The organism is Paraburkholderia sp. EG286B (assembly GCF_040965655.1).
Lineage (GTDB): Bacteria > Pseudomonadota > Gammaproteobacteria > Burkholderiales > Burkholderiaceae > Paraburkholderia.
Genome location: NZ_JBFRCF010000003.1, coordinates 114,511 through 128,130, shown reverse-complemented (window position 1 = coordinate 128,130; position 13,620 = coordinate 114,511). Strand labels below are relative to the sequence as shown.

Sequence of the window (13,620 nt, the reverse complement as noted above, 5' to 3'; positions counted from 1 at the left end):
TTTTTACCCCCTTATGGCTTGCATGATTGCTGTATCAATTTGAGACTCTCTAAGCGTTGCCTCGCGAGAGCAAGCGACAAATCACTACCAATCCAACCTGTTAAATTATTCGCTTTTTGAACAACGTCATCCGCTACGCGCGATGCCTGAGACAGATAGCCTTCCGCAAGACTCGCGCAAGCCGCTCCATTTTTAGATTTTATTACCGAATCCACCTCATTAATTCTTTTATTTACATCTGCAACACCCTCGTCATAGCACTGCTGAAGAATCATTCCACAACCAGATTGACAGTTCAACCGGTCGTGCTGAGTGCGATCCATGCACGCCTGGAAAGCATCAACGTTGATTACCCTACAAAACGCACTATCAGACACCATCATTAATAAAAACGCAAAAAAGCAATAAATCTTCATGGCATCAACCCCTTTAGCTCGGTCTCGATAAATCAATAACAACTGTAGTATGCTTCGGCGTCGCAACATTAACCCGAGCACTCGGAGGTATCCAATCGGTAAAAATATCTCTCGTATACCATGTAAAGGCGAACCTCTCGAAATAACCAAATCCTCCACCATTCACGAGGACGTTGACCCGATGAATCGTTTCTGGTGAAATTCCGAGATCAGCGGTCCTACTGATGCTTCTTACCCCATCGTGATGTTTCCATATCCAAAAGAAACCTCCGCTATCGCACGCCGCCAATGAATCGGACGCAAGAACGTCGGGGTCGTAACGCGGCGCCCAGCGTTTTGGGACCCCTACTATAGTGATGTGCCCGTGAGAATCCTTTCTCGTCGGATCATCCCAGTAATGAAGCGATGCCTGCGTAATCCGAGACTCGCTGTATGAGCCACCATTGCTTGCTCTCGCAGAAAAATCTCCATACGCCTCGTATTCGCCCGCCCAAGTCAATTGCAAGATGCCTCGTCCATAGAACGCTGCGTAATACTGCGTCATCGGAATACCCGGATTTGGAGCCCCACGCCCGTATTCCCTAAAAGTCTTCCAATGATCCGTCTCAATATATGTTTGAGCCAGAAATATCGCGAGCCTCTCCGAAGACGAATCAAGCGAATATTTTCTAATCGTCGCATTCAAATTAGAAAGATGCGGAGAAATGCGCTGAATCACTTGGGACGCCGTTAATACATCTGACGTTGGCGTACGAAGAGATCCAGTTTGGGTCAACCATCCATGGGCAGGCATAATCTGGCTTAGTTCGCTCGTCCCGATCCACTTACATTTCCTGAAATGCCGGATAAACGCGAGCGGATGGAAGAACCAGAGCTTCTGTCCGGCTGGCAGACCGGTCACGTCCCAGAACTGGATATCCTTGAGGTATTTCAAAAAGTCGTCGTAACCGTTCTGGTTACCGTGATAGAAGCCGCCCTCTTCGAACAGTTTGGCGTAGCGCGTCCTGTTGTTCGTGCTATCCCATTCGCTCGGTGTATTGCAGATGAATCCGCGCAATACTTGGCGCACCGGGTCGCTGCTCTTCAGGTAGGTCGAGAGCGCGACCTCATGCTGAGGCTCCGTAATGTCCTCAATCACCGGAAGCTGCCCACTTTCCCCCGCATCCTTGACAAATTTCCTGAGCACAGCGAGGTCACACCTGCCGTTGCTATCGAACGGAGTATTGCCGTCGGTAATCTTCTGCCAGCCCATGAACGACGAGAAATCCGCATCGGACAGCTTCTTGATCGCCGCCTTGCTGATATCGATATACCCTTGCTTCCCTGCGTCGAAGGCTATTTGAGCCCACGTCACAGATTGGCTGGGTATATTCACTGGATGTGGGTTTCCCGGCAACGCTCCATCGACCGGAGGTGGTGAGTTGGCAGGTTGATCCGTTAGCGTGGCCGGTGTAGAAAGAATTCGTCCGAAGCGCAACATCTCGTACCCGCCGCTCGGACAGGCGCCGTAGAGCGCTGTCGCGCGCTTGTAAAGATCGTATTCGTAGTCGGCCTCGCATACCGGCTGCTCCGTTAGGAGCGTGCGCGAGCCGTCCGTCGCAACGCTCCAGACGTTGGTGTATTTCGCCCCCTTGCTAAAGTACGTCTCGACGATCAGCGGCAATGCGTTCGTACCCGTCTGGCCGGTCTCGAACTTGATACCGTGCAGCTTGCTGTACTCATCCGTTTGGGGCGGTAACGCAAAGAACTGTTGCCCGGCGGGAATCGAGTACCAGGTATGGCCCCAGCAGTCCGACGTCGTCGGCGTCGTCGGCGCGGCAACGCCGAGTTGCGTATGGCCGAAATACACATCGAAATCGTGCGGTAGCATGAATATCTCAAAGTGCAACTGCGTCACACCCTGGTAACGCCCGAGATAGCCAATTACGTCCTTGCGCCGGACTGTCTGGCCGCTCCCCTTCGCTGCTGGCGTCACCTTCCCCTGCGTGTCCGGACCGGAGGGCTTGCGCAGGAATTCGGGCAGCAGTTTCCCGTCATGCCCGAATGACTGATACTCCGCGAGCGGCAGCAAATGCATATAGAGCGAATAGAACGTCAGCGTGCGACCATCGCCCGTTTCGGTTGAATGCTTGAGCAGCACAAAGCCAGCATTGCCGTTGTCAGAGTCCATCGCGTGCTGGCAGACCCGGTACGCGACGACCTCGCCGTCGGCGATGGCATGCACCGCGCCGTGCGTGTCGGGCGCGAGATGGATACCGCAATGCCAACTCCGGTCGGATGCAATTGGATAAATGCCGTGCCCGAGTTCAAACTCGTCGACAACGTCCATCATGGGGTCCGCCTTCGAAGCGTCGGTGGACGTAAGGCCCGATTCGGGTAGAAAGGGAGGGCTGATGATCATGGCGTGTCAGTTCGTATGGGGAGGACGGTCATTGAGCTTCAGGTTGCTGCCAAGCAGGGATGGCAACTTGGCAGGCACCTTGTCGGGTCCGACGAACGTGAACGAGCCTGCCTTGATGGTGAACGCGCCGGGACAATGGAAGGTCATGTTGCCGTTCTCGATGACGAGCGAGGCTCCGCCGCTGTTGAGCGTGATTTTCGACTTCGCCGCAACCTGGACGTCCGCGCTCTCGCTCGCGATGCGGAGCTGCTTCTGCGCGAACAGGTCCATGCCGTCGGTTAGCGCCGAGGCCGTCAATTTGCCCTTTGCCGCGACCAGGTTGATACCGAGCTTGTGCGCGCAGAACGAGATCAGATCGCCCGCCGCCATGCGCAGACGTTCCGCAATGCTGACATCCATGTCCCGGGCTGTCGCGATCAGGTTCTCGCCCGCCGAGTGCTGTACCGACTTTGGTGTCACGAACGCCATGCCGCCGGGGGCGCTTGCGAGCAGGCCCGCATCGCGAAGCTGGTTCAGGCCGTCCTGGAGCGCCGCCTGCGTCGCCCGGTCGGCAGGGTCGGCCGCGGCCTGCGTCGTCGCCGCCGCGAGGTCCGTTACGCGCTGTAGCGCTGCCTTGAGCTGCGCGACGGCGGCAGGCATCTCCAGATGCGGCGTATCAGGTCCTGCCGCCGCGTCTGCCGAGAAGAACAGCCCCTTCACCGCGCGCATCGTGCCCCACGACTTCGAGGTAATTTCGAACCCCTCGCCGCGAGGGAGCTTTTTACTGTTGAGCAGGTAGCCCTGATTGATCGCAGTCTGGCTGTAGACCGTCGCGATACGCGCGCTTTCCTTGCCCTTAAGGTCGTTGAAAACGATCTCGGCCCCGAGGAGCGGCGAGCGCCAGATTGCATAGCTAAAGAGCGCATCGGTGCTTCGGACCACGTCAGGGTGCGAAAAATCGTGAAGGGCTCCGGTTAAATGCAAACGATCTACATCGCCATGCGCCCCGTCGATCAAAACCTCGGTGTCCGGTAGCAGAGGCGAGTGGAAACCGCCCTGGTAGGACGACGAAGGACGCACCAGACGCAGGTTCAGCAGCTTGTTGTTGGCATTGGCCGAACCTTGCAGGAACTTCGGCCAAACTGGATAACGCCCGTACTCGTCAACGTACGCGTATGGCGCAGAGTCGAGGGTTCCGACAACGCCAACTACAGGACCGGACAAAAATCTCCAGTCCCGCTCGTAAACGAAGAGAGGGCGATAGGTCAGGTGCGCCGGCATTGCCTTGAACCGTGTATAGGCCGGTTTCGTGCGACTACCCTTCATCTTGAACGAAGTCACCACGAAGCCGTATTCGGCGCTCGGCATCTTCGTATTGGTCAGCTTGATCACGACGCCCGGTGCAATGCCCTTCGCGTCGCTCGCGCCAGCGAGCGTCACCTGACGCGCAATCTGCTCGTCGCGTCGCGTCTGCGCAAGCGTCTCGCCCTGCTGCTGCGTCAGATGGAACTCGGCGCTGCGGCTGATCTGCCCGAATACCGAGCGGTCGTCCGCGTCGTCGGAAACGTTCGCCGTCGCCCGTAGCGGGTCCTCCGGCGTCCTGTAATTGCGTTCCCATAGCTCAATCGTCGCGGGCACCAGGGCACGCTGCTCATGAACCTCCTGCGCCGCTTCGTGCGAATTGCTGTGCAGGCCCGAACTGGCCAGCAGCGGCAGGTTGACCGAGCGGATATAGGCGCGCGGATTGTTGGCGAACACGAGGATATCGAGCAGGCCGTTCTCGCCGCGCTCCTGCCGGTAGAACCAGAAAATCCCCTTACGCTTCGCGTGACGTGCGATGAAATCCCAGACGGACTCCTCGTACATGACGATCTGCTGCATCTTTTCCTGCGGCCCTTCGAGCTGGAACTCGACGTCGAAAGCGTCGAAGTTTTTCCCGTCGACCAGCTTCTTTCGCACCATCTCCTCGAACGTGACATCGTCGAGCACATCCGAGTGGACCATGCGCTTGCCGAGCGCGGCAAAGCGCGGCTCGATGCGTACCTTGTACGCTGCCTCGTCGCGACTCGTACGGACGCGCTTCCAGCGCGTCGCTATCCCGTTGAAGGTGGCCGCTGCACGGTCGACGGGCGTCGTCCAGCTCGCCGAGGGCACCGCGGCGCGTTCGTCGACGTGCAGGCCCGCGCGCCGCCCGACGTAGTCCTTGCCGTCGATATCGAGACGGGGCGACGTGACCGTAACGTCGACGACGTAGTCCTTGCAGAATCCGCCGCGCACCTTGAAGTCGAGCACATCGAGGTCGAGTGCCTCCTTGCCGATCCACAGCCTGAGATGCTGACTCAGACGTACGCTCGGATGACTAAGCGCATCGGTAAAGTTCTTGGCCACAGCAGTCATTCGCACATCCCATTCCGGTTGAAAGGCACGAGGTGAGATCGTTGCTTTCGCAGCCAACGGCTCCGGAATTTAGGGGTTGCGGCAAAAAAACGTCAATCGAATCGAACTGCAGTGTCTGGATTTATCAAGGTACTTTGTCGACAAATGACAAGTCAGATTTATACGATTTTTCGAGATGGAATGATGTGGTATTTGGGGTCACGCTTTGCGGCACCGGGCGAGTAACTCGGCGGCGGCGGTGTTAACATGCGCTGCAAAAGGCTCGTCGTCCGGTGACACACTCAAGTCTTCAACAGATCTCGGTGAACGACTTCACGACGCGGCCTTATGTACGGCTCAGGTAGTCAACCGTCGATACGCGCTCAAATGACGAACCAAACCTTGCGGGTCGCCCCGTCTTTCGAGCAGCATTGCCAGATTGTGGTGCGCATCCGCGTACGTCGGATCGAGTTCGAGGCAGCGCATATAGCTTCGCTCGGCATCTTCGAAGCGGCCCAGCTCCTCGAATGCAATCGCGCGATTGAAGTGCAACACGGCGTCGTCGGGGAAGTGAGCCAACGCCTCATCGAATACACGCAGCGCATCCTCGCACCGGGATTCGAGTTCACACAGCAGCGCACCCAAATCAACGTAGGCAGGATAAAAAGGTTGCGGCGATAGCGCTATGGCCTTCCTGTACGCCCGCTCGGCACCGTTCACATCCGACGCTCTCAATTGCTCGCCGAGGTCGTACCACTCGTGCGCCTGATGCGCGAGATTCTTCTGCGCCGGCGCGGAGTCGAGAAACACGACGTCGCCCTTGATTTCCGCCACTTCGAAATCCAGCAGGAACTGACCGGTGGCGGCATCCCATTGCGAAGGACCGGTTCGCACGGCCACGTCGTTGCCGACTGCCGATACGCGTATCCCCGTAAGCGGCAATTCATCGGGCAACTCGTCTCTGAGCCGCGTGAGCGCCATGATGATCTTGCGCGGCGCAATGCGCGCATCGCGCAACTGCAATGCCGTACGCAGCAGCACGACGTCCTGGAACGTGAAGCGGTAGGCGTTTCGCGGTCCCCGTGACGGCTTCACGAATCCCGCGGCAACGAGGCCCGACACCACCCTCCGGGAAACGCCCAGCATGGCCTGCAATTCGCGCATCGATATCTCGCGCGCGGCGACTTGTGGCGTCACTTGCGTGCCCGGACCTTGGCAGGCGCTTCAGCGGGTGCCTTGGCGGCACGCGCCGGCGGCTTGCGCGTCTTGGGCGCGACAGGCAGTTCGCTAACGGGCTCCGCGCTCTTGCTGCGCTTCGGCGCCGGAGCGGCTTTCGCTTTCGCGCCACCCTTCAAACTCGCGCGCAAGGCGTCCATCAGGTCGATAACCTGTCCGCCGCCAGCCAGCTCTTCGCGAGCCTCGTGAACGACGACCTGCTTGCCCGCGATCTTTTCGTCGATGGCCGCGAGGATGCGCTTCTTCTCTTCGTCTTCGTACGCAGTCGGGTCGTAATTGTCTTCGGCGCCCTGCTCGATAATCTGCAGCGCGAGTTTCATCTCGGTATCGGATACGTCGACACGTTCGACATGCAGGTCGGCCAGCGAGCGCACCTCGTCCGCATACAGCAATTGCTGAAAGACGAGTCCGTCTTCTTCGGGGCGCACCTGCACGATCCGCGTCCGGCCTTTTGACGCCCATTTCGCCAACGCGCAGCGGCCGCTCTGCACGAGTGCCTGCTGCAACAGGCTGTAAGGCTTGCCGCCTCGCTTGTCGGGCGCAATGTAGTAGGCCTTGTCGTAGAAGACCGGGTTGATCGCCTCTTCCGGGATGAAAGCCATGATTTCGACGACATGGCTCGCCGCATCTTCCAGCGCCTTTAGCTCGTCGGTGGTGAAGACCACAAAGCGGTCCTTTTCGAATTCGTAGCCCTTGTTCATGCTCGAACGCTCGACCACGTCGCCCGTCTTCTCGGAAACGTATTGCTGCTTCACGCGCGAACCGTCGGGCGCCAGCATGTGAAACCGGACGTCGGACGAACTCTCGGTGGCGGTATAGAGCTTCACCGGAATCGAAACGAGCCCGAAGGACAGCGTCAGGGAAGCGATTGAGCGGGCGGGCATGGACTTCTCCTCGCGGATTTGCAGGTTCGGCTCGTCGCTTACGCAAAGCGCGTGCCGCCGCCGACTGGCGGTCGTTTCATTTTAGGAGCTTTATCGCCGATGCCAACGATTGCGCCGCCGACCAGTAATCTGCCCACGGGTCCTGCTGCTGGAAGCTGAGATACTCGCGGGCCGTTTGAACGGTCCACTGCGCCCCGCTCTTGAGGTCGTTCAACTGCGCCCAGGCGACCGGCATCGAGACGCCCATTCCGGGTCGCGCACGCGCGGAAAATGCCGCAGCGGTGGTCTGCGCCTTGCCGTTGCGCAGGTAGTCGACATAGACCTTTCCGACCCGGTTCGAAGCCCCGGCGGTCGCCGAAAAGCGCTCGGGAATCGTCTTCGCCAGATGCCGCACGAATGCCTGCGAGAACGACTTGACCGCATCGTAGTCCAGCCGCGGCGCGAGCGGCACGACGACGTGCAAGCCCTTCCCGCCGCTCGTCTTCAGCCAGGCTTGCAGCCCTAGTTCCGACAACAACGTTTGAACCAGCAGCGCCGCTTCCTGAACGCGTCCCCATTTCACGCCCTCGCCTGGGTCCAGGTCGAAGATGACCCGGTCGGGCTTGTCGAGTCGTCGAACGGTCGAATTCCAGGTGTGAAACTCGACGGCGTTCATCTGTGCCGTCGACAGCAGCGCGTCGACCGTGTCGACGGTCAAGAGGGGCGGATGATTCGGCCAGAGACTGCGGTCGTGAGCCGTCAATCCGGGCATGCCTGTTCTCTCGGCATGCTTCTGAAAGAACAGGTCTTCGGCGATGCCTGCGGGCGCACGGACCATCGCAATGGGCCGGGCCTTCAGGTGAGGCAGGATCCGCTCGGCGATACTCGCGTAGTAGCGCACGAGGTCCGCCTTCGTGACACCCGTCGATGGGTCGACGACACGCTCCGGATGCGTGATTTTCAGCTTCAGTTGCGGCTCCGGCGCCTGCGTCTTTCCACCCTCCCGGACGACGCCGCTCGGCGGCTTGTCGATACGCAGACCTCTGAAGGAAGCCTGGCGGATGACGCCATCGGCGGTCCAGTCCGCGAATTCGACCTCTGCGACGAGTTCGGGGCGAACCCACCGCTCGCTGCCGGCCGAGCGCCGGGCCCACCGGCGCGACCTCGCGACGTCGACTTCAAAGGGTGCCGCATCGACTTCGAGCGGCGTCAGCCGCGCCCACAGGTCCCGCGCGGTCCGGGCGTCCCAGCCGGTGCCGACGCTTCCGGCGTCGCGAAGCTTGCCGTCTGCGTAGTAACCCAGCAGCAGGCTGCCAATCTCCCCGTCTTTGCCGCCTCGGCCCGTGAAGCCGCAGATGACCAGTTCCTGCCGCAGCCGGGACTTCGCCTTGAGCCACGTCTGGGTCCGCCCCGATTCATAGGGCGCGTCGCGGCGCTTGAGCATGAGGCCTTCGAGGCCCAGGCCCGAGGCGGCCTCGAACAGTTGGGCAGGGGGCGCCTCGAAGTCCTCGCTGAACCGGATGTGCTCACCGGCATTGGCAAGATGCCGCGCGAGCAGCATGCGCCTCGACCACAGGGGCACCTTCCTGAGGTCTTTCCCGTCGAGGTACATCAGGTCGAACAGGAAGTAGACGATGTCCTGATTCGCGTTGCCGTCGATGGCATCTTGCAGCGCAGCGAAACTGGGAAGGCCATTTTTGAGGACCGTGATCTCGCCATCCAGCCACGCACTGTCGAGCGCAAGCGCTTCGACCTCGGCAGCAAGCGCGGGAAAACTCGCGGTCCAGTCGTGACCGCCTCGTGTGATGAGTCGCACTCGTCCTTTGGCGATACGGGACAGCATGCGATAGCCGTCGAGCTTGGCTTCGGTGATCCAGTCGCCACTTGCAGGAAGTGAAGGCGCCAGGGTCGCGAGTTGAGGCTCGAGTCTGGCAGGCAACGGGGCAGGCACCGCCGCGGAAAGGTCCATCTCCGACGACTCGCTGCGCGCAGGCCTCGCGACCCTCGGCGCACGGTCCTCGATGAGCCCGAGCGGCTTCGCCGTAACGCTATCGGGAAGCGCCTTGATGACATCGTATTCGGCAAGCGGCTGCGCCCACGCATCGCGCTTCTTGAACAACATCCACTGGTCTTGCCTGTCGTCGGGCTTCGATATGCGAACCAGCTCCCAGAGTCCGGCAAGCTTTTCGCCGTGGAGCCGGAAAACCAGCTTGCCGGCAGTCATTCCCTCCCGCGGATCGCCGACGGGTTCCCAGCTGCCACGGTCCCAGACGATCACGTCGCCGGCGCCGTATTGTTTTGCCGGAATCGTGCCTTCGAAGCCCGCGTAGTCGGCAGGATGGTCCTCCACGTGTATGGCCATCCGTTTTTCCTTCGGGTCGTAACACGGGCCTTTGGGTACGGCCCAGGACAGCAGCACCCCGTCGAGTTCGAGTCGAAAGTCGTAGTGCAGCCGGCTCGCCCAGTGCTTCTGCACGACGAAGCCCAGATGTCCATTTTCAGCGGGCGGGCTGGCGGCCGGCGGCGCCGGTTCGGGCGTGACACGGAAATCCCGCTTTTTTCCGTAGCGGGACAGCGGCGGTGATGACGGATTGCGGTCGCGGGTTGAGGCCATGACGATAGTCTAGGAAGAACTCTCGCCTGGTGTGTCGCATTCAGGTTTGCGATGGCAATCACGCCGTTCTCCTCGAGCCGCGCAATGCGGTTCTGGACGGTCGCCCGCGCCACGCGCAACGGCTTCGCCAGCGTATGTCGACAGCCTCGTGCGCTTCAGTGCTGGCGCCGGCGAAGCGGCCACATCCAAAAGACAAAGCGGGAGCCGGCTCTCGCCGCTCCCGCCAGATCACTTCGTTGTGCTCACAAGCACCGCGCCAGAAGCCGCGGCAACGCTCAGCTCATATGCAGACCGCCGTTGAGCGAGAAGTCCGCGCCGGTCGAAAAGCCCGCTTCGTCGGACGCGAGCCACGCCACGATCGAGGCGATTTCCTGCGGTTCGCCGAGGCGCCGCACCGGAATGCTGTCGACGATCTTCGAGAGCACTTCGGGCTTCACCGCCTTCACCATGTCCGTGCCGATATAGCCGGGCGAAACGGTGTTGACCGTTATGCCCTTGGTCGCCACTTCCTGCGCGAGCGCCATGGTGAAGCCGTGAATGCCGGCCTTGGCCGTGGAGTAATTCGTCTGACCGAACTGGCCTTTCTGCCCGTTCACCGACGAAATATTGATCACCCGCCCAAAGCCCCGCTCGATCATGCCGTCGATCACCTGCTTGGTCACGTTGAAGAGGCTCGTGAGATTGGTGTCGATCACCGCGATCCAGTCTTCGTGCGTCATCTTGCGGAAGACGACGTCGCGCGTGATGCCGGCGTTGTTGACCAGGATATCGATCTCGCCGACGTCCTTCTTCACCTTCTCGAACGCGGCAGCCGTGGAGTCCCAGTCGGCCACGTTGCCTTCGGACGCGACGAACTCGTAGCCAAGCGCCTTCTGCTCGTCGAGCCAGCGCGCCTTGCGCTGCGAGTTCGGACCGCAGCCCGCGACCACCGTGTAGCCATCCTTGTGCAGACGCTGGCAGATGGCCGTTCCGATGCCGCCCATGCCGCCGGTCACGTAGGCAATACGCTTTGCCATAGATCCTCCTTTTGCTTTAGGGGGTAGGTGAGTTGGGAAAGACTCTGGAGGATGGAGTCAGTTTGACGAGCGCCACCAAGCCGGGCGATGGGGAAATACCCGTACAGGAAAACGCCTGCCGCAATCCTTCCGTAAGACAGCGTGCCGGCCTTCGCTCGATACCGCCGGAGAACCGGATCAGCGTAGCAGCGTCCTTTGGGGGACACAAGACGATCACGCCCTCGGACGTGGGCCAAAACACACAATTACCTGGCATGCCTCAATAAATGCCTGCGGGGAAAATGTGTTTTGCATAAAGATACGGCCCGGCTCCATTTGAGACCGGGCCGCACGCAGGCTCACTGCGCAAGCATCAACTGAGCATCAAAGGCCGGCGGCGAGGCGCTCGTTGCCATACCCGTCGGGCAAACCGGTCACGTATTCCAGCCGCCCCACTGCTTCGAGCAGCGAGCGGCCGGCAATCGTGAGCGACAGCCGGCGGTGGCCTTCCGTCCATTGCTCGAGCGCAACCAGCTGACGCTCGAGCAGCGTGTCCAGTTCCTGGCGGTTCATGTCGATCTGGTCCGGCGAATGGCGGACCAGCATCAGCGTGGCGAATTCTTTCGGGCTCAGCAACGTTGTCTCCCAGTAACTTTCATGCCGCAACCAGGGGCACAGGGCCGCATATATTCGAGCCTCAATGTGACACGGGCATGACTGTCACAATTTCGCTCCCGCACTATATTGATCCTGCATATCCGGCGTTGCTGCCCTCTTTTCGGACAGCGGCGTCTGTGCCGGCACGAGCGCCGCGCCGCATTCCTCCACGAGGTTGCGCAGCGAGGTTGGGAAGAGCGTGCCGGGGTCGTCGGCAATGCCTGCGCCGTCGTCGCGCAGCGCCGCGCCGATGCCCACCACGATGGTCGCGTCGGGCGCACGCTCGCGCAGGCGCCGCACGAGATTGCGCAGGTACGGCGCCGACTCGGGCGCATCGAGCGAGACCACGCAGATGGCCGGCGAGCGCTCGTCGATCATGGCCCCGCGCGTGGCGCGCACTTCGTCGTAGGTGGTGGCCGTGCAGGGAATATTGCGCCGCATGAGCAACTGGCCGACGATCGCCACCGCCACGTCGTCGAACGCGCCGCGTCCGGGCACGCAGAGCACCTCGCCCGCGTCCGGCGAGAGCGTGAATTCGATCACCCTCGCGCCTTCGTCCGCGCCCTCGGCGGACTTCTTTGCGCTCTCGTCCGCGGCTGCGGCGTGGCGCGAATCGTCCACGGATTCGAGGTCCTCGACGATATCGAGCAGCGCCTGGTTGATGCGCGCGACCTGCTCGCCGGGCAGCACGCCGCGCATGGCGTCGTTGCGCGCGAGGCGCAGGCCCTCGAACGCCACCTGCTCGTAGTAGTCGATGAGCGGCATGCTCGTGAGCAGCCGGTCCGCCTGCAGCAGCGCTTCATGGGGATCGTCGGCGAGCAGGCGCTGGTAGCAGGTTTGCGCGGGCGTGAGCGCGGGCTGGTCGCCGAGCAGGATCGTGAGGAAGTTCAGCCGGTCCACGTAGCGGCCCAGCGTGACGATGCACAGCGTGAGCGGTGTGGAAAGCACGAGCCCCACGGGCCCCCACAGCCAGCTCCAGAAGATCGCCGCCACCACCACGGCCAGCGGCGAGAGGCCCGAGCGCTTGCCATAGAGCATCGGCTCGGCGAACTGCCCGGCCACCACGTCCACGACGATGAAGAAGATCAGCGTCGTCACGCCCATGGTCCATTGCGGCTGCGTGGCCGCCGCCACGATCGTCGCCATGATCGCCGCGATCCAGATGCCGATGTACGGCACGAAGCGCATGAGCGCCGCCACCGCGCCGAACAGCAGCGCGCCCGGCACGCCGATGCCCGCCAGCCCCAGCGCGATCACCCCGCCCACCGTGACGTTCACGCCGACTTGCGCGACGAAGTAGCGCGAGAGCCGCTGCGAGGCGTCGTTGATGGCGGTCGTGGTGCGGTGCAGGTCGTCGGAGCCGAACACGCTGATGAGCCGGTCGCGCAGATCCTCGCGCTGGAACAGGATGAAGATCGTCACCACGAGCACGATGAAGGTCGTCTCGAGCGGCGCGATAGCCGGGGCGAGCGCCTTTTGCGCGAGCGTAAGCGGCGTGGGCGCGGGATTATGGATCTCCACGGGCATGGGCTGCTGCGGCTGGTTGCGCGCCGCGCGCCCGCGCGGCTGCGGCGGCGCGGGCGGCGGCGTGGGCGTCACGCGCTGCAGCGCGGTGGCGGCCCGCGACATCAGCGAATCGGCGCGGCCCACGGTTTTTTCCTGCACCGTTTGCACTTTCTGCTCGATCTCTTCCTGATACTGCGGCAGGGAGGCGGAAAGCTGGTAGACCTGCGCGGCGATCAGCGCGCCCACGCCGGCGAGCGCGAGCACGGTGGACAGCACCGCTACGAGAATGGCGAGGAACTGCGGCAGATGAAAGCGCCGCAGCGTGGTGACGAGCGGCGCCAGCAGAAAGCTCAGCAGCACCGAGAGCGTAATGGGAATCAGCACCGCACGCCCGAAGTACAGGCCGCACACCACGACCACGCCGGTAATGACGGAGGCGAGGCTGTGCAGCGTGGGCGGGCTCGGCGGAAACACCCGGTTGCGTCGGCCCTGCGGCGGCAGCGGGAAATTCATGTCGGATCGGATCGGCAAAAAAAGAAACATCGGGGCCGCGCTGGCTCGGGCAAGCGCACGGCCC

The 13,620-nt window shown here is 61.6% G+C and carries 9 protein-coding genes and 1 pseudogene; all 10 read right to left on the bottom strand.

All coding sequences use genetic code 11. The features are described 5' to 3' along the window. Positions 1-11 precede the first annotated feature (11 nt). The 10 genes and pseudogenes from AB4Y42_RS06750 to AB4Y42_RS06705 all read right to left on the bottom strand — a co-directional run bounded on the left by AB4Y42_RS06750 (position 12) and on the right by AB4Y42_RS06705 (position 13,556). Entirely contained in the window at positions 12-416 is a 405-nt protein-coding gene (locus tag AB4Y42_RS06750; protein WP_368691718.1) for a hypothetical protein, read from the bottom strand. A gap of 13 nt (positions 417-429) precedes the next feature. Beyond that, positions 430-2,748: a M23 family metallopeptidase gene (locus AB4Y42_RS06745; protein WP_368693725.1), complete on the bottom strand. Its 2,319-nt coding sequence runs from the start codon at positions 2,746-2,748 to the stop codon at positions 430-432. A 75-nt stretch (positions 2,749-2,823) separates the two neighbouring features. Beyond that, positions 2,824-5,193, bottom strand: a complete 2,370-nt coding sequence (locus tag AB4Y42_RS06740) for a type VI secretion system Vgr family protein (RefSeq protein ID WP_368693724.1) — start codon at positions 5,191-5,193, stop codon at positions 2,824-2,826. A 336-nt stretch (positions 5,194-5,529) separates the two neighbouring features. After that, positions 5,530-6,369 (bottom strand): tetratricopeptide repeat protein, encoded by an 840-nt coding sequence (locus AB4Y42_RS06735; RefSeq protein WP_368691722.1) that lies wholly within the window; start codon positions 6,367-6,369, stop codon positions 5,530-5,532. Next, positions 6,366-7,292, bottom strand: coding sequence for a Ku protein (locus tag AB4Y42_RS06730; protein ID WP_368691723.1), 927 nt, complete (start codon positions 7,290-7,292; stop codon positions 6,366-6,368). Before AB4Y42_RS06730 ends, AB4Y42_RS06735 begins: the two co-directional genes overlap by 4 nt. Before the next feature lie 76 nt (positions 7,293-7,368). Beyond that, entirely contained in the window at positions 7,369-9,885 is a 2,517-nt protein-coding gene (ligD, locus tag AB4Y42_RS06725) for a DNA ligase D (protein WP_368693723.1), read from the bottom strand. A 56-nt stretch (positions 9,886-9,941) separates the two neighbouring features. Beyond that, positions 9,942-10,074 (bottom strand): annotated as a pseudogene (locus tag AB4Y42_RS06720) (HTH domain-containing protein); the annotation flags it as partial. Positions 10,075-10,160: 86 nt separating this feature from the next. Continuing rightward, positions 10,161-10,901 (bottom strand): 3-ketoacyl-ACP reductase, encoded by a 741-nt coding sequence (locus AB4Y42_RS06715; protein ID WP_342922954.1) that lies wholly within the window; start codon positions 10,899-10,901, stop codon positions 10,161-10,163. 363 nt (positions 10,902-11,264) lie between these two features. Further along, positions 11,265-11,516 carry a hypothetical protein gene (locus AB4Y42_RS06710; protein ID WP_342922955.1) on the bottom strand — a complete coding sequence of 84 codons (252 nt, stop codon included), beginning with the start codon at positions 11,514-11,516 and terminating at the stop codon, positions 11,265-11,267. Between the two features lie 84 nt (positions 11,517-11,600). After that, complete coding sequence (locus tag AB4Y42_RS06705) at positions 11,601-13,556, bottom strand: AI-2E family transporter (protein ID WP_368693722.1); 1,956 nt, start codon at positions 13,554-13,556, stop codon at positions 11,601-11,603. Between the last annotated feature and the right edge of the window lie 64 nt (positions 13,557-13,620).